The organism is Bacillus xiamenensis, assembly GCF_001857925.1.
In the GTDB taxonomy this organism is placed as follows: Bacteria; Bacillota; Bacilli; order Bacillales; family Bacillaceae; genus Bacillus; species Bacillus xiamenensis.
Genome location: NZ_CP017786.1, coordinates 1,842,081 through 1,864,361, shown reverse-complemented (window position 1 = coordinate 1,864,361; position 22,281 = coordinate 1,842,081). Strand labels below are relative to the sequence as shown.

Below are 22,281 nucleotides of genomic sequence, written 5' to 3'. Positions count from 1 at the left end.
CGCCCCCCTTATCCGTTCACTAACTGTTCAGCAGATTTTAGAACTTCGGCGCCATTACAAACACCATAATGCACGGTATTAATGACGTCTACTGGTATTCCTTTTTCTTCTCCGAGCTTTTTCATTTGTGGTAATAAATATCGAACCTGCGGTCCCAATAAAAGCACATCGGCTTGATCAATATGACTTTTTGCAGCATCTCCAGATACCGCCCAAATACGATAGTCTTTTCCTTGTTCTTGTGCACTTTTCTCCATTTTTGTGACAAGCAAGCTTGTTGACATACCTGCTGCGCAAACCAATAAGATGTTCATGTGTAAACGCCCCCTTTTCGAAGTATGAAGCTTTTCTTTACACATTCATCATATTATGAAACCGCTTTCACAAACACCTATACTTTTTCCTTTAGGAAGCGGAAAAAGTTAAGATCACACCTTTAGTTCTTGTACGAAGGAACCTTTTTATACATCACATCCAGCATGTCTTCAAAGGTATCACAGGCGATGAGGTGCTGAATGAATTTCACATGATGCACAAGCTCTCCCAGCAGCCGGTACATGCCTTTTAAGTCTTTGACATTCTCTTTTTCGACACAAAGCAAGCAGACAAATTGAACTTTTTTCTCTCCCCAAATGATCGGTTTTTCTAATGTACAGATCGCCCAGAACGTTTCGTCTGTCAGCGGCGTCATCGGATGCGGAATGGCTGTATAATGCCCAAATGAGGTAGGTGCAGCCTCTTCTCTTTCCATCACAGATTGTGTCAGTTCTACTGGCGCTAACCCCAGCTCAATGACTTTCTGCGTGAGAAATGTTACCACCTCTTCCTTTGTTTGAAAGGCGCATTTTGTAAAAACCAATTCCTTTTTCATATATTGAGAGGCTAGTGTCACTCTCGTTTCACTCGTCAAGGCTTCCTCAATTTTTAAAAAGTCGCTGCCTCCTAAAATCGTGTTTACTTGAATGACTGGAATCGGTAATTCCATCTGAATGGGGATGGTCGTGATAATTAAATCCAAAGAATGTAAAGAGACGTGCGGAAGTGAGTAGAGCTCTGCTGTTCCTAAAATGGTCAGTTTTGATCCAAATTGTGACTGCAGCCGATCCTGCAATAGTCTTGCACTTCCTGCGCCAGATGCACAGACAATGAGACATCGCTTCGGCGGTATCTCCATTTTTCTACGCTCTAAGGCAGCACCAAAATGAAGCGCCATATATCCGATTTCATTCTCATGAATGGACAAACCCGCCTCTTTTTCAATGACCCTGCTCGCAATAATTCCAGCTTCAAAGGCGATTGGATAGCCTGCTTTTATCTCATCAAGCATCGGATTTCTTAAGTTCATTCCATATTTACACCTGTTCATTGCTGGCTTTAAATGCAGACTGAGCCCAATCAGTAATTCCGCATCATCCGCTAAATCGAGCTGTAACTTTTGGTCAATGGCTTTCAGCATAAGCTGAACAAGACGGCTCGTGTCGTCATCCACAATTTGTTTTTGACCGCTCGATGAAAAAGACTGTACCATTTTGGCTGTTCCTAACAAATGAATGGCAATATAGACAACTTCCTCTTTTGGAAATGAGACATCAAGCAGTCCTTCAAGACGCTCAACCATTTTTTTGGCGACCTTGTATTCCTTTGCCCTCGGGATTTCATTGATTTCCTCTGGCAGCACAGATACATAGTTTCCGTGTCTAATCCGTTTACAGGCAATGGCAACATGAACTATTAAATTATTCATGCAAATGTCTGATAGATTCATTCTTTCCTCGTTGATATAATCAATCATTGTTTTCTGAATCAATTCCAGCTCATGTTTTGGCAAAATGGTGATGGCTGTATTCAGCATCGTTTGATAGGAACGGCGTTCGTTGAACAAATATTCTGACATGCAATAGCGGATTTTCATCTCAGACCCTTTAATTCTGCATCCTTTATTCGGCTTTGCTTCCAGTTTCAGATCAAAGGGCTCAAGCTTGCGTTTGACCCATTTCATGTCGTTACTCATCGTCGATTTACTAATAAACAGCTGCTCCTGTAAGTCCTCTAGCTTCACATACGATTCTGCTAGAAGCAGCTTCTTTAAAATAAATCGAACACGTTCCTCCGGTAAAACGGCCAGAGGCTCTTCCTGTTCAACCTCTTCCTTCATAAAACGGCGAAAGGCATTCTCATCTTTGATCAGCAGCTCATAACCAGCTCCTCTAACAGCTGATACATTCGCGTGATAAGGGGCAAGGCGGTCATTCAGTTCCTTGATGTCTGTACGGATGGTGCGGCTTGTTACTTGTAAGCTGACAGAAAGCGCAGCGCTGGTGAGAGGAGTCTCAGCTGCCATCAGCTGACTTAAAATATGCGCCAGTCTTTTACTCAGCATCAGATCGGCCTCCTTCATTAAGGGTGGAGAATCTGCCTTGTCTGGACAGGTTGTATACGCTTGCAGTTCTCTTCATTACTCATATTCTACTGAAAAGAAATAAAAATTGCCAACTCATTTATATGACAATTGCCCCTATTTATACAACCAACCATATCTAATGACCTATGAATCTCCTTCTAAGAGGCTGCTGTAAACATCATGAAAAAGGCGTTACACCTTCGTGTATCCGCCTTTTTTATGAGGAAGTCAGTTGTCATCTTTGGTCATGTGTACCGGTTGCATGATCAAATGGCTTTGAACGGTTTCCCTGCTTTTTTCCGTACACAGAGGCAATCGCATCTCATAAGTCCTTCGTGTTTCAATTCACGCTTCCGCTTCTTTTTCGACAGCTTTACTTCCGTCCATTCCCTTTTACATCGTACTCACTGCTAAATAGGCATACTCTGAGAACTAGCTGATCAAGTGCGGAACGAAGCGGGATCGTGTAAAAAGCTTTTTTCATTTTCATTTGTTATGTACTGAACGGAGAGAGATGTAAAATCAATCATTCAAACAGCCTCTTTTTTGTTCAATTGATTTCATAAAAAAAGCCGGATAATCCGGCTGCAGATTGTTGACAAAGGGCTAAAATGATCTTTATTTTAGCCCTTTGTCTTCTTTTCAGCGTGACATGAAAACCTTTGCAGTCTAAGAAGGACGAGTACCGGAGCGGAGCGAATTTAAGATTCGTGAGCACCGGCACGCAGGACTGACACCGAATGCGAGGGTTTGTCTACACGCTGAAGCCGGATTATCCGGCTGATATGTTACGACTTTTTGATGCTTTTCGTTCTTTATATATTTTCCTCACCACTGGATAAATCACTGGAGCCCATTTGACCATTTGTTTCAGCCATTTTTTCATTTTCTCCCGCGCCTCCTTATTGTCATTCTTACAAGACAATTCCCCATCTTGTCACGAAATAAACAGGTGCGGGAGAGCAGGAATTAAATGACGCCTTGTGCGATCATGGCATCTGCGACTTTGCGAAATCCTGCAATATTTGCGCCTGCCATTAAGTTCCCAGAGTGACCGTATTCTTCAGCTGTCTCGGTACACTGACGATAAATCGACTGCATCATTTGTTTCAACTGACCATCTACTTCTTCAAACGTCCACGACAACCTCGCACTATTCTGCGCCATTTCTAATGCTGAAACACCGACACCGCCAGCATTCGCCGCTTTTGCAGGTGCAAACAGAATATCATGTTGTTCAAATACTTTGACCGCCTCAAGAGTGGATGGCATATTAGCTCCTTCTCCTACAGCGATGACACCGTTTGCCACCAGCTGCTGTGCTTGCGTCTCTGAAATTTCATTTTGTGTCGCACATGGCAGCGCAATGTCACAAGGGACAGACCATATTTGTTCACAATCTTCAATTAACTCAGCGTGCGGGTGAGTGTTTATGTAAGCCCCAATCCGCTGGTTGTCGACTTCCTTCAGCTGCTTCACTGTCTCAAGTGAAATGCCTTGAGGATCATAAATGACTCCGCTTGAATCACTACAAGCAACAACCTTCCCGCCTAATTCCAATACTTTTTCCATGGCATAAATTGACACATTCCCTGAGCCAGACACAACAACCGACATGCCTTCAAATTGCAGTCCATGTGCTTTTAACATTTCTTCCATAAAGTACACCAGTCCATAGCCCGTCGCTTCTTTTCTGGCTAAGCTGCCTCCGAATCCAGGACTTTTCCCTGTAAGGACACCCGCTTCATACGCACCACGCATTTTTTTGTACTGGCCGAACATATAGCCAATCTCGCGTGCACCTACACCAATATCCCCTGCTGGCACATCTTGATCTGGTCCAATATAACGGCTGAGTTCACTCGTAAAGCTTTGAACAAAACGCATGATTTCTCCATCAGACTTCCCTTTTGGATCAAAATCTGATCCTCCTTTTCCTCCGCCGATTGGCAAACCAGTCAATGCGTTTTTAAAGATTTGTTCAAACCCTAAAAACTTGATGATGCTTGCATTGACCGATGGATGGAAACGAATGCCTCCTTTGTAAGGACCAATCGCACTATTGAATTGAACCCTAAACCCTCTATTCACTTGCACTTTGCCTTCATCATCTACCCACGGTACACGAAACACAACAAGCCGCTCAGGCTCAATTAATCGTTCTAAAATCCCCAGTTTTTCATACTCTGGATGCTTTGCAAAAACCGGAACGAGTGATTCCAGAATTTCTTTTACAGCTTGCTGGAATTCCGCCTCGCCTGGATTTCTTTTTTCTACATCCTCTAGTACACGGTGGATGTAGCTTTGTGCTGTTTGTGCTGCTCGATCTAAGGTCAACATGTCTCATCTGCCTCCTTGTAAATATCTCACACTTTTGATTGTCAGATTTTCTAACGCATATTGAGACTAATTTAACACCATTTGTAAAATCTGATCAATATTGATAACAGATGAAAATAATGCCGAATTGAGATAGATCGAGCAGTCTCATCTTTCGTCTTGAAAAATGCCTGCACAAAGAATGACGATCGTGCTAGAAATGATGAATTGGACTTACTATGTCCCGCTTTCTTTGACAGATTGTTGAATTCCTCTTTCTTTCTAGATGATTTTTATTTGAAAAAAAGGCCAAAAGTTTTATCAGGGAGGCTCAATCTTTGCGAAGCTTCCCGCCTCTTCGATCAGGTAATACGACACAGAGCCAATATAAAATAGAAGAAGATGGGAAGTTCAACAAACCGACAATGCCCCAGAACCACTTATAACGCCCTCTTTTCTTCGCATCCATAAATAAAAGAAATCCCTGTGCAAACAATAACGGCAATACGCATAATAAGATGATTATTTCCGTCTGACTCATTAGAAAGACCCTCCTTTGATGTGATGATATTCCTTGATGCCTACTATGACGCAGAGCGGCACACTTACTACTTGGAGAAATATGAAGATCATGGGCAATTGAGTAATGGCAGCTGCAAAAAGTGTAAGTATGGTGAGGCTGATGATAATGTACGCCATCATTTCTTGTTTCAAGCGTCTTTTCTCTTTTTCCTTTCCCTGCTTTAGCATCCGCATCACAGCCTGTTCACTCGGCTTTTCTACTTCAATCTGTTCATCTAGCTGCTGTAACTCCTCTTTCAAATGCTCGGCGAAACGATCTTCCTTCATTTGAACCACTCCTTTCGAATTTTCTTTACCCCATGATGAACCCTTGATTTCACAGTGCCTTCTCTCATACCAAGCATCGAAGCAATTTCGGGGTACGTATAGCCATTATAATAATGCAGAATGATCGGTACTCTCTCCTGAACCTTCAATTCATTTAAAACATCCCATATCTCATGCCATGTATGCCCCTTTTGCTGAACGTCCCATTTGAAACGGCGTATCGCCTCTTGATTCGCCTTCCCTTCTCTCGTTTGTTCACGTTTTCTTTTCTTCTGGTGGTCTAAAAATTGTCTAGTTGCAATAGAAACGAGCCATGTTGAAAATAAGGAATCTCCTCTAAAAGAAGAAAGTTTCATATATGCTTTCAGCATCGTCTCTTGCATCATTTCCTCTGTCTGCTCTTGCTGAAGGGTGAGCTTCATCAGATAACGATAAAGAAACGAGTAGTGATGCCGATAAAGAGCGGTAAATGCAGCATCATCTCCCTGTTTTGCCCGCTCAATCAATAAGGTCTCCTCTGTCTGCTCCAAACACGTCCCTCCTTTCTTTTCTACGCTTATTTATCAGACGACACTGCTGATCACATCGTTTAAAATGAACTCTATTTTTTCAAAATGGAACCTTTTCTCCCTAATAATCCGATCAACGACCCATTTTATATCCAATTTTTTCTTATGTAATGATTATGACATTGCTTTGTCCCTAACAGAATGACGTTTTCGTAATCATCATGATTTTCCATAGAATGGAACGTCTCTTTCCCATAATCCCTATGTCATCCCAATACCTATCGTCAATGATCCTTGTCTCATTTAGATGAAAATGAAATAATCATCGCCTTAGTTTCCTAGAAAATCATGAAATCTATTGATCCTATTCTTAGCCGATGATACCTTTTCGCATGCTATGCTCGTCCTACATTCCGAAAGAGGCGATGCTGGCGAAAGAAGGAGGAGTGTTTCAATCGCAGCTTATTTTGGAAACGTTTACATTAAAACAAAATATAGAATGGAGATGTTCATGTTGAAGAAAAAAATTCCAATGTTAGCTGGTGTGTTAGCGGTTGGCCTCGTGACTTCATTATTTGCACCAAATGGGGAGGCACAAGCAGCAACCAAATATCCAGAAAGCCCTTCAATTATGGCCAATTTTAATCAGCAAGGATTTGCTACTCTAAATGGTGGCACAACAGGCGGTGAAGGCGGTAAAACGGTGACAGTGAAAACTGGAAATGAACTATTAGCTGCCCTCAAAAGTAAAGGAACAAATGAGAAGTTAAAAATTGTTGTAGACGGAAAGATTACCCCTTCTAATACATCGGCCAATAAAATTGATGTGAAAGATACAAACAATGTCTCCATCGTCGGTAAAGGCACGAATGGCGAATTTAACGGGATTGGCATTAAAGTTTGGCGCGCCAATAACATTATCATCCGTAACTTGAAAATCCACCACAGCAAAATTGGTGATAAGGATGCAATCGGCATCGAAGGCGCTTCTAAAAACGTATGGGTCGATCATAATGAACTTTACAACACGTTAAACTCTGATAAAGATGATTATGATGGTTTATTTGATGTAAAAAATGACTCTGATTACATTACGTTCTCATGGAACTACGTACATGACAGCTGGAAAACGATGCTCATGGGCAGCTCCGATAACGATAACTACAACCGAAAAATCACTTTCCACAACAACCGTTTCGAAAACTTGAACTCTCGTGTACCGTCTATGCGCTACGGGGAAGGTCATGTGTATAACAACTATTACAAAGGCATCCATACAACAGCGATTAACTCTCGTATGGGCGCGAAAATGAGAATTGAGCATAACGTATTTGAAAATACAAACAATGCCATCGGCAGCTGGGACAGCCGTCAAGTCGGTACATGGCATGTCATCAACAACTCTTACATTAACAGCACAGGCAGTCTGCCAACGTCTTCAACAGGTACGTACAACCCTCCTTATAACTACTCTTTGCTTAACGTGAACAATGTGAAATCAGAAGTTGTATCAAATGCGGGTGTAGGAAAAGTAAACCCTTAATACACAAAACGTTCGGACAGCCATCTGTCCGAACGTTCTTGTCATTCATTTGATTGACACTGTAGAAAATGGACGGTCCATCTCATACAACTTTTGATAACGCAGGTTTTCTCTCAATAAATCCTGGTGCTTGCCCTGCATCTCAATGCGACCATCTTCAATAAACATGATACGGTCACACGCCTCACACCCAGTCAGGTGATGGGTAATCCAAATCACCGTCTTGCCCTTTAATACACGAAATATCGTGTCAAGCAATTCAGACTCTGTGCGCGGATCCAGTCCGACAGTTGGCTCATCCAATACCACAATCGGTGTATTTTGCAGCAACATCCGAGCTAACGCCATCCGCTGTCTTTCACCACCTGAGAAACGAACCCCTGTCTCCTGTACCCCTGTGTGATAGCCTTCTGGTAACGATTCAATGTAATCGTGCAGCTGCACCTGTCTTGCCGCTTCTTTTACCTGTTCTTCTGTTGCGTCTGTAGCGCCTAAGCGGATATTGTTCAAAACAGACGTATCGAATAAATAGGGCTGTTGATTGAGGACAGACACATCATCTGACATATTCCATTGAACGCCCTGAACTGGTTTCCCCAGAATGCTGACAACACCTTGATTTGGCATGACTGCCCCTTCTATCAATTTTAAAATGGTCGATTTCCCTGCACCGCTTTTTCCTAAGAGGGCGAGGGTTTCTCCTTGTTTAAGGGAAAACGTGAGGTTTTTCAGTACATGCTGATTTGCCTCATATCCAAAGACTACATGATCAAAACGGACCGCTTCATCATGAGAGACTGGTGTCTCATCTGCTGTCTCCCTCTCCGCTAATCCTTCGTATGACTGCTTTTCATAATGATGTAACCTACTGACGGCATGCTGGTAAACAGGAATATCTCCTGCTGCATCTGACAGCGGAAGAAAGGCTTCTGTTAACGGAAAGAGCACAAGTACAAAGGCCGCGATGAGTGTATGTGACATGGAACCTGACTGAACGACCGAGCCGCTCCAATACACGACAAGGACGACTGCTCCTCCAATGATCAGCTGCGAAAAAAATTGGCGCAGACGGATAAACCGATGCTTGGCTGCCTCGAGTGTTAACAGCTTCGCTTCTTTCTGTTCATACCCGTCAACAAAATCGTTCTGCCTCCCGCTAAACAACCAGTCACTGACGCCCATAACGGCATCTGTTAAATGGCTGTACAGTTCATTTCTGCCTTTTTTCATTTGAATTTGCCTTGCCCGGTTCACAAGCACTGTGACATACGGGAAAACAAATACAAGCAGTGCCATATAGAGCAGCATCAATCCAGCAAAAGGCCATGAGAAAAGGCCAAGTGCTCCAATCGATCCTGCATATAAAAGCAGCGCACCGATGGATGGAAAGATGGTTTTTAAATACGCATCCTGTAATCTCTCCACATCTTCTGACAAAAGCCCAAGCATTTCACCTGTACCCAGCTTTGTCTGTTTGGCACTTCGTTCAGCCATGTCATATAGACGCACCCGCATTTTTTCAATCATCGTCAAAATGAGCTGGTGGCTCGCCAGTCTTTCTGCATAACGAGCAGCTGAGCGTGAAATACCAAAGGTACGTACTGCCACGATTGGGACATAGACCATCAAGATATTCTCGGGTCTTGTGGCAGCTTTTGAAATCAAAAATCCTGAAGTATACATGAGCATTGAAGCAGAGAACACCGCAATGGCCCCTAAAAAAAGTACCAAGGCAAACAGCTTTTGATTCTCCTTGATATAAGGTATAAACCAGCCTTTACTGACCATGTGTGAGCGCCCCCATTTGCTCCTGTACCAATTGATAGTACACACCTTTTCTTTCCATTAATGATTCATGAGTACCCATTTCTGCAATGGTACCATGATCCATGACAATGATTTCATCCATATCCGGCATCCAATGAAGCCTGTGTGTGGCCAAAAACACAAGTTTATCTTCAAACAGCGGAAGCATCGTTTTCTTCAATTCATACTCTGTCTCAATGTCCAGATGTGCCGTTGGTTCATCTAACAGCATGATTGACCGCTGCCCCAGCACAGTCCGAGCAAGCGCAATCCGCTGCGCCTGTCCGCCGCTCAGCCCCCTTCCCTGTTCACCAATGACCTCATCCAGCCCATTTGCCAGCTCCGTTGCGAGCTGAGATAAGCCTGCCTTCTGCACAGCTCTTTCGACTTCTTCATCTGTTGCATGCGGCTCATAAAAACGAATGTTTTCTCGTAATGTCATGTGAAACAAATAAGGATGCTGCGGCATATAAACGACTTCCTTTTGCCACGCCTTCAGCTGTAAATGAGCAAGCGGCTGGCCGTTTAGCAAGATTTGACCTGAAGACGGTTCAACAAAACCGCCGAGGACATCTGTTAACGTCGATTTACCTGAACCGCTGGCACCAATGATACCAATCTTTTTCTTCCCTTTAACAGTGAGGTTCACATCCTGAATTGAATAAGGGGCTTGTTCATCATGCAGGACACATACATCTTGCAGTGTGAGTTCAGATTGGTCATTCCACTCGTTCAGCTTCACAGATTGTGTCTCCTGCGTGCGGAAGCCTTTTTCGTCTAAAATGACCTGAATGGCTTCATTTGCTTCTTTTCCATTTAACGTCGCATGATAATCATTTCCCACCTCACGTACTGGCAGGAAGTATTCCGGAGCAAGCATCAGTGCTGTCAAAGCCGGCAATAACAGAAGGTCTCCTTCAATTAGTCGCAAGCCAAGAAATACAGCGACGGTCGCAATGGACAGCATGGAAAAGAAATCGAGGGCAAACGATGAAAGAAATGCGACCTTTAGCGTACTCATGGTCGCCTTTCGATATCGCTTTGAGACCTCCGCGATATTGCGAGAGTGCTTTTTGCTAATACCTAAGTAGCGAAGCGTTTCAAGACCACGGAGGGAATCAGTAAAATGATTGGATAATTTCTCATACGATCTCCATTGTTTGGCCGCTTTACGCTGAGCGACAAGACCTAGCAAAATCATAAAAACAATTAAAATCGGCAGCGTCACAATCAAAATGACAGCAGATGTTTCATCTAATGTCCAAACATAGACAAGGACCATCACCGGAATCACAGCCATGTTCACCATTTTTGGCAAAAACAGCTGTAAATACTGACGATATTGGGCAATTCCCTCCATCGCTAATGTCACAAGCTTTCCTGTTCCTTTTTTCTTGGTGAAGGCTGGACCTAACCGAAAGAGCTGGTCTAACAGCTGCTTTCTGACGTCTGCTCCAATTCGGGAGGAGTAGGTAAACATGACCTTCTCCCGAATGAAGGTGAGACCGTGCCGAACCAGAAAGGCAGCAAGAAACAGCAAAACATATGGCGTTGCCTGCGTGAGGCTTTTCCCGTCAAACAGCGTTGTTATGGCATGTGCCAGCCACTGTGCTTGGAAAATGATACTTGCTCCTTGGATGAGTGACACAATACCTAAGAGGGCAAGCAGCCCTCTCATTCCCTTTAATTGAAGCAAACGTTTATCCATTAGTAGGTCATTGGCTCCTTACCGCTTACACGTTTACGGAAGACATAGTAGCTCCAAATTTGATACCCAAGCACAAAAGGCAGCAAAGAAATGGCTACAATCGTCATGACCGTTAGTGAATACGATCCTGATGCAGCGTTTTGAATGGTGAGGTCAAACGCATGGTTGATTGAACTAATCATCACACGTGGGAACAATGCGGTGAAAAGCATTGTCACCGTCACCATAATACCTGCACCTGTGAACAAGAACGTCCAGCCATCACGCTCTTTCCTCATAAAGGCAAGAGCCGCTAGATAACAAACCACAATCAGTACAGTTAACGGAATGGTGATGATCGGGCGCACTGTATAAATGTCTGTTTCAATGATTGACACACCGACAAATACAACAAGAACTGGGAGTGCAATCAATAAGACACGCCGAGCGAGCTTTCTTGCACGATTTCTTAAATCACCCTCTGTTCGGAGTGTGACAAAAATCAATCCATGCAGAAGGCAAAGAACCGTCACCGCCACCCCGCCGATGACTGAATAAAGATTCACAAAGTCTGTGAAACCTGCGTACATATTCATGCTTTGATCAATTGGCATGCCTCGTAAAATACTTGTGAATAACACACCGAGCAAAAATGGCGGAATCAGACTGCCAAAGAAGATGACCCAATCCCAGGTTTTGATCCAGGATGCTTTTTCAACCTTTCCTCGAAATTCAAAGGCGACTCCCCGCCCAATGAGCGCTAATAACAGAACCGCAAACGGAATATAGTATCCACTGAACATTGTGGCATACCAGTGAGGAAAAGCAGCGAAGATAGCACCTCCAGCTGTAATGAGCCAGACCTCATTCGCATCCCAGAAAGGACCAATCGTATTGATTAAAATGCGGCGCTCGTGCGCATCCTTTCCAAGCAGCTGCATGGACATTCCTACACCAAAGTCAAAGCCTTCTAAGAAGAAAAACCCAACAAACAATACTGCGACAAGAATAAACCAAATCTCGTTAAGATAAGCCATGATATGCGCCTCCATCAAATGGATCTGTAGACAGGTCCTTTTCATCCTTATGATCTGTATCCTCTTCAGAATGTGCCCCTTTTTTAATTTCTCGAATGAATAAGTAAGCAAGCACAATGGCAAGAATCAGATAAATGGTCGTAAAGCTAATCACTGAGAATAACAGCATGCCGTATGATACGTTTGGTGAAATTGATTGAGCAGTCGTCATCATACCAAAGACAGTCCACGGCTGACGCCCGATTTCAGTCATGATCCAGCCGGCTGAGTTCGCAATAAACGGGAACGCAATCATCCAAACCATCAAGCGTAAATACCATTTGTTTGATTCAAGTTTTTTTCTAAAGCTCAAATACAAACCAATCATACTAGCAAAAATCATCAGCATTCCGGCACCAACCATGACTCTAAAGCTCCAGAACGTTGTTTTCACTGGAGGAATGTAGTCTCCTGGGCCAAACTTTGCTTCATATTCTTTTTGAAGCGTCAGCATCCCTGGAACATCTCCGCTGAATTTCTGATAAGCTAAGTAACTTAAAGCAAATGGAATATTGATTTCACTGGAGTTTTCTTTTTTATCGGTATCAATGTTGGCAAATAATGTCCAAGCGGCGGGATCTCCACTATCCTTCCACAGCGCTTCACTTGCTGCCATCTTCATCGGCTGTGATTCCATGAGATGCTTCGCTTGGTCATGTCCAGAGAATGCTACACCTAAGCCAGAAATAAGCGCGAGTACCATGGCAATCTGGAATGATTTTTTGAAAAAGGCGATCTCTTGTTTTTTGATCATTTTATAGGCACTTACCCCTGCAATAAAGAAAGCACCTGTTGCCAGTGCACCAAACAGAACGTGCGGGAACTCTACCCAGAGCTGCGGATTCGTCACAAGCGCACCAAAATCATTCATTTCTGCACGTCCATTTTTAATCACAAATCCGACTGGCTCCTGCATGAATGAGTTGGCGAGTAAAATCCAAAACGCCGAAAAGATCGTACCAAGAGAAACAAGCCAAATACACAATAAATGAATTTTTTTCGGCAGGCGATCCCAGCCGAATATCCAAAGGCCAATAAAGGTTGATTCAAGGAAAAAGGCCAAAAGCGCCTCGATGGCAAGTGGCGCACCAAAGACATCACCGACAAACCTTGAATAGTCAGACCAGTTCATTCCAAACTGGAATTCTTGCAAAATACCTGTCACGACACCTACTGCAAAGTTAATTAAGAAAAGGTGACCCCAAAATTTCGCCATCTTTTTATAGATGTCTTTTTTCTTCACCACATAAAGGGTCTGCATCAATGCGACGATAAACACCAAACCGATGGACATAGGAACAAAAATAAAATGAAATAATGTCGTTGAGGCAAATTGAAATCTTGCTAAAAACAGTTCGCTCACAGCCTTACATCCTCCCTTACTTTCGCCTACCGAATGATTTGAGATATTTATGCTCACTACTTCACATAAAGTTCACCATTTGTTCAAACATTCACAAGTAATAGTCTATTTGAGTTGGTTCATCCGGTGAATTTTTACTCTTGTTTTTCATTCGGTTAGTTATTTATACCTGTACTTTACACCCATGCGCTTCAAAAATAAAGTAAATTTTACCTAAAAATTGGATGGTATTGTGTCAGTTATTTGAATACTTTGTCAAAAATATGTGACAGAAAGAAAAAAGCGCAAATAAATAGCGCTGCATATCATCCGCAGCGCTATTTATTTAGGCTTTTTTCTGTAAAGCTGGTCTTGTCACTTGCACTTCATAGTACGTAATCTTGTTTTTTAATAGCCCTTCAGGTCTTGCTTTTCCATGAGCGTGAGCATCACCAAACGCTTGGGATTTTGTCCAGTTCACAAAGTCTTCTTTTCGATTCCAGCGGGTATGAATGGTCACTTCATCGTAATCAGTTGTCTGCTGTGTGACCCACACTTCCATGCCTAAAAACCCTTCCATGAATTCTACTTGTCCCTGCTTGTTAAACCGCTTGACGAGGTGGTCTGCACTGCCCTTTTCTACTCTTACTTGGTTGTTTACAATGATCATGTTATTTTCATCTCCCTTTTGTTGTTTGATCGAAGCAATTGGAATAATAAGCGGATGCTCACCGTCCAAGTGAACCTCTGCCTGAATCCCAAAAACATCCTTGAAAAAGTCTTCTGTTAACACTTCTTTTGGTGAGCCTATTTGATGAACCTGACCACGCTTCATGGCAATGAGGCGGTCACAATATTTTGCTGCCTGCTGCAGGTCATGAAGAACCATTAAAATGGTGATCCCATGCTTCTGATTCAGCTGTTTGAGCAGCTCCAGTAATTCAAGCTGATGGGCAATATCTAAATACGTTGTGGGCTCATCCAGAATGATGGTATCGGTCTTCTGAGCGAGCGCCATCGCAATGTACGCCTTTTGCCTTTCTCCGCCTGACAATGTATGCAGCATCCTGTTTTCATTGCTGCGGCTATTCGTCACCTCAAGCGCCCACTCAACCGCTTCATGATCTGACTTCGAGCTCTTTTTCCAAATTGAACGATGCGGACTGCGTCCAAGTGTGACCAGCTCACGTACTGTCATAGATGGGATGGCTGTTCTTGTCTGCATGAGAACGGCGATCTCCTTTGCAATCTCCTGCGCCGTCATCTCCTTTTGCGGTATGTCATGAATGTAAATCATGCCGCTTTCAATTGACGTGAGACGTGCGGCCGCTTTGATAAAAGTCGACTTCCCTGACCCATTTGGTCCAATGATTCCAGTCACGCTTCCCTTTGGAACAGCTGCTGAAATGGAAGACAGCCGAAAGCCCCCTTGACGGAGACTCACATCATCCATTGCAATGACATCCAACTTAACCCCTCCCTTTCTTTTTTAATAAATAGAGGAAGAAAGGTGCACCGATGCAGGCTAGTAATATACCTACAGGCAATTCAACCGGTGTAAACCAGACCCGTGCCGCTGTATCGGCAAAGACCACAAGTACGCCTCCGCCCAGCATCGACATCGGCAGCAAATACCGGTAGTCATCTCCAATCAAAAGGCGGATAAAATGAGGAACGACCAGCCCGACAAACCCAATTAAACCGCTCACGCTTACAGCCGCTCCAGCTAAAAGTGCCGCCAGCGCAATTAAGAAAAAGCGGGTCCGCTCTACTTTAAGGCCCAAGAGCTGAGCCGACTCATCACCAAGCAAGAGAAGATTTGACGGCTTGATCGCAAAAAAGCAAAGACACAATCCAGCGAGCGCATATGGCGACACAAAGCTAAGATGATGCCAGCTCCGACCGTTTAATCCTCCTGATAAAAAGGGCAGAACGGCCTGCACACGCTCACTATAGAGCACCATAAACCCGTTCATCACTGCACCAAGCAGGGCATTGACTGCGACGCCCGCCAATATCAATTTAAGCGGTGAAACCCCTTGGTCAAATGACAGCATATACACAACAAGTGCGGCTAATAAAGCGCCAAGAAAGGCAGCGGCTGGAAGCAAATACGTGAATTGCGGCAAAACAATCATGCTGAGTACAGCAGCTAACCCGCCGCCAGCAGTCACACCAATGATGCCAGGGTCAGCCAGAGGATTTCGAACGACTCCTTGTAAAATGGCCCCTGATGCCGCAAGACAAGCACCGACGATGAAACCAATGAGGACACGTGGCAGACGTAAATCCATCACGATTTTTTCATGAACAGGCTGGCCTGATCCCATCAAAACAGCGATTACATCCGTCATCGACAATTGCACAGAACCTAATGCAAGCCCTAGACATGCACCTACACATAAAGAGAGAAACAGTCCCGGTAACAGCCACTTGCGTCTAGACTGCCTTTTTTGAAAATCTAGCTCTGGATTCATTTTCATGATGATAATCGCTTCAATTTCTTCTCTAATTCATCAATCGCTCTGATCACTTCTGCGCCTGGATTCGTCCCAAATAGATCGTTTGGCAGAATCTCAACGTGTCCATTTTTGACAGCTGTCACATCATGCCACGCCGCATTCTGCTTCATCTCACTCATAAAGCCTGCTTTGACGTCTTCGGGGTTGCTATGTGTCATGAGCAAAATGAGATCCGGGTCAGCTTCGATCACCTTTTCTGCATTGATTTGTGCGTATTGCGGGAATTTTTCGAGCGCCGGTTCATTCTCGGCAATGTTCACACCACCAGCGATATGCAGCAGATCACCGCTTAAAGATTGTGGTAGTGCCGCCATATATGTGCCGGGTGCACCGTATACAACGAGTGTTTTTACTTTTTTCTGTGGCTGCTTCACTTGCTTTATCCGCTGATTGATTTGATCATTGAGTGCTTGGGCCTTTTGCTGCTTCCCGAGCAAATCTCCGAATAACGTAATCTGACGCTGGATATCCTTCACCGAATTGGCACTTGTCAAAAGAAGCTGTGAACCAATTCCTTCTATAGTCGAGATGTCCTTTTTATTTAATGATTCATTCCCAAGCACCACATCGGGCGTTAAACTAGTGATCAGCTCTACATCAAATTGATGTGTTGTGCCGATCGTTTGTACGGATTTTGCCTTTTGTAGACTCTCTGGCAATTCGGCAGTAGGCCGGCCGACGACCTCACCACCTAAGGCATAAATGATGCTCATATCGCCAGTCGACAATGAGACAATACGTTGAGGTGACTCATGAAACGACAACGTCCTTCCGGAAAAATCCTTTATCTTCAGTGCTCCTTGCCCGCTCCCTTTTTCGGCGGGTGCTGCCTGACTGCACCCGCCAAGGAGAAGCATCAGGACGAGTCCTGCCAAGATCACATGTAAACATTTCAACCGTCTGTCTCTCCTTTTCTAGTAAACTTTCTTTAGCTTCGCTTGTACCACGAGACGTCTGTTTTTAGGTGCCAGTACATGATCACAGGTTGATAGGGTGAGGATCAAGTCATCCGTGGACACGTCTGTCTTTGTTTTGTAAATAGACTTCTTACGCACCGCTTTTAAGTAGTGCGCATATTCGCCAAGATCCTGAAAATCAGTCTGAATATAATCGAAGTCGACCGTTGTTTCATACACAGCAAAAATCTCTGCTTCATAGCTTTGATACAGCGTATCGTACTGAAATGTCCGGTGCTCTTGGAAAAAATCTTTTTTTAAATAGTTTGTGAGTCCAGCGAACATGGATCCATCCCGCATCCGGTGGCCATACACCACTGTATTTGGGCTTTCATGCAAGACGTCATTCCGATAATCCATAAAGATACTGCCTGCCCGGGTGTTGTCCTTTACATAATTGCGAGTTAAGTAGAATGCATTATCGCGAGATTGTACAATTGGATACTGAATCATCGTGTCCTTCATATTGATCCAGCCGACAATGTCTTGATTCACCTTTCGCAGGTCATCAAATGACTGACGGATTTCTCCTGGTTTCCGCTGTTTATTCATTTCATTCTCTTGTGTGTACAGCGTCTGAGCCTTTGCAAGTACCTGACGATTTTGGTAATAACCGAAGATCTCGAAACCGATGGCTGTACCGCTATAAATGAATACACCTAAACAGACGATCGTCAGCATCCGCTGACCGAGCCGCTTTCCTCGTTTCATACTGTTTCACCTGCTTTTTGCACAACTTATATCCCAACAGGTACGATGTACATCCCTGTTTCTGCGTCCTGTCTAATCGTGACGGACACGTGATAAATGTGACGCACCATCTCTTCTGTTAACACATCGTTTGGCTTTCCTTCTCTGATGATCTGTCCATCCTTCATCGCAATGATGACGTCGCTGTAGCGAACAGCCTGATTCATGTCATGCAGCACCATGACAATCGTTAATCCATGCACGACATTGAGCTCTCGAATGAGTTCAAGAATGTCAAATTGATAGTAAATATCCAAATAGGTCGTCGGTTCATCTAAGAATAGGATCGGTGTTTTTTGCGCCAGAGCCATCGCAATCCATACACGCTGCCGCTCTCCGCCTGACAATGAGGCGAGCGGCACCTTTCGCTTTTCCGTCAGCTTTGTACAGGCCAGCGCCCACTCAATGGCTTTCTCATCCTTTTCCTTGTCACCGCCGCGCATCGTCTGATAAGGCGTTCTCCCGAAGGCCACAACCCGTTCGATGGTTAAATCAAGCGGCGCTTCATTTTGCTGATGAACAACAGCCAGCTTTCTCGCCAGCTCCTTTGGCTTGAACGCATTCAGCTCTTGACCGTCTAAGTAAATCTGCCCTTTATTTGGGCAATGATTATGTGCCATCAAGGAAAGAAGCGTGGACTTTCCCGAGCCATTTGGACCAATAATGGTTGTGATTTTCCCCTTTTCAATCCGTGTTGTAACCGATTGAACGATGTTTCTCTGCTGGTCATAGGAGAATGACACCTCACGAATGTCCATGAAGACGATCCCCCTTTCTTAATAAAAAGATCAGAAACGGCCCGCCAATCACAGCCATGATCGTAGAAGCAGGGATTTCATTTGGCGCTACAAGCGTTCTGCCGAGCGTATCAGCCGTCAAAATGAGCAATGCCCCGCTTAATGCAGAAAATGGAATCAGCACCCGATGATCCGAGCCGACAAGCCTTCTTGAAATGTGCGGAATGAGCAGCCCGACAAAGGCAATCACGCCCGCTACTGCAGCTGTCACCGCTGCTAGTAACACCGCCGTCACTGAAATCAAAAGGCGCATTCTGGTCACACGCAATCCTAAATTTTTCGCTGTCTTATCCTGAAGGGCGAGCAGGTTACACCATCTGCTAAAGAAAAGTGAAGCGACAAGACCGGCGACACCATAGACGCCGATTAAACGGACATCTCCCCATGTTTTCATCGTGAGATTCGACTGTCCTGACTGATTAATGGTGATATTAAAATAGCTGCAAATGGTGACAAATGCCTCTGCCATCCCAGTAAACATGGCATTGATGGCGATCCCAACCAAAATCATACGGATCGGGCTTAAACCGCCCTTCCAAGACAGGACGTATACGAGGAAACATGCAATGGCCCCGCCTAAAACCGAAAATAAAGGAGAGTAGAAATAAAATTGAGGAAGCGCTGTAATCGCCATTAAAGAAAAGAAGCTGGCTCCTGATGAAATGCCAATGACGCCGGCATCCGCTAACGGATTTCTCATAACCGACTGCAGCAGGACACCGGAGACAGATAAAGCCGCCCCTGTAAACATTGCAATGAGCATGCGGGGGATTCTCAAATCTTTAATGATTTCTACCTGTGCATGTTGACCGGTGATGAGCCCTTCCAATAATTCAATCGGAGTGACATGAATGCTCCCAGTAATGGCGGAATAAATAAATACGCCGACCAATAAGAAACTGACTATCAGAAACAAAAACCCTGTTTTTTTCATCTTGAACGTCCTTTTGTCATTAAGATTCGCCGCTTATGACGGATACAACATACGGGTCAATTCCTCTAATGCCTCTGCTGCTTTTAAATTCCCTGTTGTCCCGAATAAGCTTTCTTCTAGGTCGTACACTCGACCTTGCTGGACTGCGTTAAAATGCTTCCATATATCATTTGTTTTGAATTCTTGATCAAACATACGGACGACTTCATCTGGCATCCCATGGGCGGCCCGGAGAATGATATCTGGATTGGCTTTTTGTAAATACTCTGTATTGGATGCCAAATACTCCATCTTCTCACCTTTGACGATGTTCTCTCCTCCTGCGATACGCACAAGATCACCGATATATGAATTCTCTGTTGCCACTAAATAACTGCCTGGTACACCAAGCAAAATGAGAACGGACGGTTTACTCTTTCCCTTCGTCCTCTCCTGTATGTCTTTCTTTTTTTGCTCAAAGTCAGACACAATGCGTTTGGCTTGTTTCTGTCTGTCATACTTTTCTCCAAGCTTTGTGATGGCTTTCTCCATGTTGTCCAGACTTTCAAGATTTAAGTATGTGGCAGGGACACCTGCTTGTTGAAAAGGTGTCTCTAAATCGTATTGAAGGGTCGTGACAGACAAGACATCTGTCGGTTGAAGTGATTGGATGATTTCCATGTCCGGGCTCATTGGGTTGCCGACTTCTGGCAGTCCTTTGTAACGAGCTGGCAAGGATTTTTGACTTGTTGGAACCCCGGCAAGATCCACCTCTAGGGCATCCATGATCTCTGCAGCAGCTACAGTCGTTGCCACAATGCGTGCACTTGATTCTGCACTTTTTTTGCCTTTTGCTGAGCTTTCAGCTGACTGTGAACAGCCTGACAAGATCATGCACATGCTGAGAGCAGCGATCAAGGTCCATAGCATTCGATGCTTCAAAAAACAAAAGCCTCCTTTCGAAAAAAGAGCGTGGATGCGCCAAGATGAATGGCGCATCTCACTGAAAATAGATCATTTTATCTTGTACGAGTTTGATACTTTCTCACGAGCACGAATAACGAGCCGCCGAATAAAAGAAGATACACCCAGAGAAGAGAGGTATCTCCTGTTTTCGGGTTCAGCTGTCCAGTCTCAGACTTGGTTTGGTCATCTGATGGGGTAAATGTCATTTGCTCTGCACCCGTTTCCTCTGGTGCCAAATTCACAAGCTGGTTTGTTTGAGAATCGTGATCATTTGGATTTTTAACAAAGCCGATACCCTCATCGTCTCCAATCACCGTCGCAATCCCGCTTCCTTCACCAAGTGCGATTCCTTTTGTGTCATAGACAAGCTTGACATCATATTGCTCATGGTAATTCGCAGCTGGAATATCGATCTTCACACGTGCCATCTGATCACTGCTTAAACTTTTTGTTTCATATTGAATCACTCGTGTATCTGCTTTTTGGTCTGTCTTTGCCACAAGTGTCTCTGCATATTTCCCGCCAGTCCCTATTTGGAAGGACGTGATGGCTGAGCTGTTCTTCACTGTATATGAAACGAAATAGCGGTCATTTTTCACCACCAATGTCGCAGGGCTCACGACGTAATCGTTCATTCGAGACAGCTCATCCTTGTCCGCTTTCTTTATTGAAAAAGGAAGCTTGTATACACCATCTTTTAGCTGCGCAGTCTCTTGATTGGCTCCGCCGTTAGTGGTTTCTGCGGCTGGTGTATTTGGTGTTGGTGTTTCAGAAGAAGCTGGTGTCTCCTCTTCTACCTCACCGTCCTTCAGTGGAGCGATACTATTTGAATCAAATTGAAAACGAATATCGTACGTTTGGTCATAGTGAGCGGCGGCTACCACAATGTGTACTTTTCCTTTCACCGCTTTTGTCAGATCAGCTACATCAAATGAGACCACTCTTGTGTTCTTCGCTTGATCTGTGCTGACAGTCTTCACTTCTTGATATGAACCGTTCTTCTCTGTTTTCAAAGAAGCAACAGACGTATGGTCCTTCACCGTAAAGGAAATGGTTTGTTTTCCATTTTTGACGGTTAAAGATGCAGGGTGTGAGAAGTATTGGTTCATCCGAGATGCCTCATCCTCATCTCCTTTGAGCACACTATAATTGATACGATACACACCATCTTTTAATTGATTTTGTGCAGAATCATCAGGTGTTGTCGATTGATCGTCAGGCGTTGTACCGTTTTGATCATCCGGCGTTGTTTCGCTATCATCTGGTGTTGTGCCGCTGTCGTCCGGTGTTGTTTCGCTATCATCTGGTGTTGTGCCGTTTTGATCATCTGGCGTGGTGCCGCTGTCGTCTGGTTTCGCAGGCGTGACAAGTGTGAGACTGCTTGGATCGAAAACAAGCTGTACGTCATACGCTTCGTCATAAATAAAACCGCCTAAATCCCAGTAAATTTTGACCCAGCCATTTAATTTCGCTGATAAATCGGCTACATCAAACTTGATCACACGTGTATTGGCTGTTTCATCCTCACTCACCGTTTCAGTAGTGACGAGAGTGCCATTTTGTTCGACCTTAAAATCTGTGATTTCTTTGCTTTGTTTTAGTGTGACATAGGCTGTCGTTTTGCCGTTTTCCACAATCAACTTAGCTGGCTTTTCTGTATAGGTATCCATCATGGACGCTTCACTGCTGCCATTTTTTAAAATAGTGAATCCGGCTGTATATTCACCATCAGCCAGCGATGCCGCTTGAGCCGTTCCTTGAGGCAGCTGAAACGCAGTCAACAAACTGAATAAGACGAGCAGAATGGCTGCGTTTAGATGAAAAAGACGTTTCAAAAGGTGACAC

General features: G+C 44.2%; 20 protein-coding genes. 1 reads left to right on the top strand and 19 read right to left on the bottom strand.

The window, feature by feature from the left end; translation table 11 throughout:
• Nucleotides 1-8: 8 nt before the first annotated feature.
• From BK049_RS09405 to sigY, 7 genes are all read right to left on the bottom strand, one after another.
• Nucleotides 9-314 carry a PTS sugar transporter subunit IIB gene (locus BK049_RS09405; RefSeq protein ID WP_008355465.1) on the bottom strand — a complete coding sequence of 102 codons (306 nt, stop codon included), beginning with the start codon at nt 312-314 and terminating at the stop codon, nt 9-11.
• Nucleotides 315-436: 122 nt separating this feature from the next.
• Complete coding sequence (locus BK049_RS09400; protein ID WP_071168379.1) at nt 437-2,380, bottom strand: BglG family transcription antiterminator; 1,944 nt, start codon at nt 2,378-2,380, stop codon at nt 437-439.
• A gap of 793 nt (nt 2,381-3,173) precedes the next feature.
• Nucleotides 3,174-3,287 (bottom strand): hypothetical protein, encoded by a 114-nt coding sequence (locus tag BK049_RS19805; RefSeq protein ID WP_008355469.1) that lies wholly within the window; start codon nt 3,285-3,287, stop codon nt 3,174-3,176.
• Nucleotides 3,288-3,370: 83 nt separating this feature from the next.
• Nucleotides 3,371-4,741 (bottom strand): NADP-specific glutamate dehydrogenase, encoded by a 1,371-nt coding sequence (gdhA, locus tag BK049_RS09395; protein ID WP_008355471.1) that lies wholly within the window; start codon nt 4,739-4,741, stop codon nt 3,371-3,373.
• Between the two features lie 310 nt (nt 4,742-5,051).
• Nucleotides 5,052-5,261, bottom strand: a complete 210-nt coding sequence (locus BK049_RS09390) for a transcriptional regulator (protein ID WP_071168378.1) — start codon at nt 5,259-5,261, stop codon at nt 5,052-5,054.
• Nucleotides 5,261-5,569, bottom strand: a complete 309-nt coding sequence (locus BK049_RS09385) for a YxlC family protein (RefSeq protein WP_071168377.1) — start codon at nt 5,567-5,569, stop codon at nt 5,261-5,263. Before BK049_RS09385 ends, BK049_RS09390 begins: the two co-directional genes overlap by 1 nt.
• A complete protein-coding gene (gene sigY, locus BK049_RS09380) occupies nt 5,566-6,099 on the bottom strand; it encodes an RNA polymerase sigma factor SigY (protein WP_071168376.1) in 534 nt (177 codons plus the stop codon). Before sigY ends, BK049_RS09385 begins: the two co-directional genes overlap by 4 nt.
• A gap of 490 nt (nt 6,100-6,589) precedes the next feature.
• Here sigY and BK049_RS09375 point away from each other — a divergent pair, with 490 nt between their 5' ends.
• Complete coding sequence (locus BK049_RS09375) at nt 6,590-7,621, top strand: pectate lyase family protein (RefSeq protein WP_034738258.1); 1,032 nt, start codon at nt 6,590-6,592, stop codon at nt 7,619-7,621.
• A gap of 45 nt (nt 7,622-7,666) precedes the next feature.
• Here BK049_RS09375 and cydC read toward each other — a convergent pair whose 3' ends face one another.
• From cydC to BK049_RS09315, 12 genes are all read right to left on the bottom strand, one after another.
• Complete coding sequence (cydC, locus tag BK049_RS09370) at nt 7,667-9,409, bottom strand: thiol reductant ABC exporter subunit CydC (RefSeq protein ID WP_071168375.1); 1,743 nt, start codon at nt 9,407-9,409, stop codon at nt 7,667-7,669.
• A complete protein-coding gene (cydD, locus tag BK049_RS09365) occupies nt 9,399-11,135 on the bottom strand; it encodes a thiol reductant ABC exporter subunit CydD (RefSeq protein ID WP_071168374.1) in 1,737 nt (578 codons plus the stop codon). The genes cydC and cydD overlap by 11 nt, the downstream gene beginning before the upstream one ends.
• Nucleotides 11,135-12,151: a cytochrome d ubiquinol oxidase subunit II gene (gene cydB / locus BK049_RS09360; RefSeq protein ID WP_008355485.1), complete on the bottom strand. Its 1,017-nt coding sequence runs from the start codon at nt 12,149-12,151 to the stop codon at nt 11,135-11,137. The genes cydD and cydB overlap by 1 nt, the downstream gene beginning before the upstream one ends.
• Nucleotides 12,138-13,553, bottom strand: coding sequence for a cytochrome ubiquinol oxidase subunit I (locus BK049_RS09355; RefSeq protein ID WP_071168373.1), 1,416 nt, complete (start codon nt 13,551-13,553; stop codon nt 12,138-12,140). Before BK049_RS09355 ends, cydB begins: the two co-directional genes overlap by 14 nt.
• A gap of 325 nt (nt 13,554-13,878) precedes the next feature.
• Entirely contained in the window at nt 13,879-15,000 is a 1,122-nt protein-coding gene (isdG, locus tag BK049_RS19970; RefSeq protein WP_071168372.1) for a heme oxygenase, read from the bottom strand.
• A gap of 1 nt (nt 15,001) precedes the next feature.
• The gene (locus tag BK049_RS09345) at nt 15,002-16,015 is read right to left on the bottom strand and encodes a FecCD family ABC transporter permease (protein WP_071168371.1); all 1,014 of its coding nucleotides are present in this window, start codon (nt 16,013-16,015) and stop codon (nt 15,002-15,004) included.
• Nucleotides 16,012-16,950, bottom strand: coding sequence for an ABC transporter substrate-binding protein (locus BK049_RS09340; protein WP_071168370.1), 939 nt, complete (start codon nt 16,948-16,950; stop codon nt 16,012-16,014). Before BK049_RS09340 ends, BK049_RS09345 begins: the two co-directional genes overlap by 4 nt.
• An 18-nt stretch (nt 16,951-16,968) precedes the next feature.
• Nucleotides 16,969-17,721: a class B sortase gene (gene srtB, locus BK049_RS09335; protein ID WP_008355495.1), complete on the bottom strand. Its 753-nt coding sequence runs from the start codon at nt 17,719-17,721 to the stop codon at nt 16,969-16,971.
• 26 nt (nt 17,722-17,747) lie between these two features.
• Nucleotides 17,748-18,518: an ABC transporter ATP-binding protein gene (locus BK049_RS09330; RefSeq protein ID WP_071168369.1), complete on the bottom strand. Its 771-nt coding sequence runs from the start codon at nt 18,516-18,518 to the stop codon at nt 17,748-17,750.
• Nucleotides 18,505-19,491 (bottom strand): FecCD family ABC transporter permease, encoded by a 987-nt coding sequence (locus BK049_RS09325; protein ID WP_008355498.1) that lies wholly within the window; start codon nt 19,489-19,491, stop codon nt 18,505-18,507. Before BK049_RS09325 ends, BK049_RS09330 begins: the two co-directional genes overlap by 14 nt.
• Nucleotides 19,492-19,524: 33 nt before the next feature.
• Entirely contained in the window at nt 19,525-20,412 is an 888-nt protein-coding gene (gene isdE / locus BK049_RS09320) for a heme ABC transporter substrate-binding protein IsdE (RefSeq protein ID WP_071168368.1), read from the bottom strand.
• A 77-nt stretch (nt 20,413-20,489) separates the two neighbouring features.
• Entirely contained in the window at nt 20,490-22,271 is a 1,782-nt protein-coding gene (locus BK049_RS09315; protein ID WP_071168367.1) for an NEAT domain-containing protein, read from the bottom strand.
• Nucleotides 22,272-22,281 lie beyond the last annotated feature (10 nt).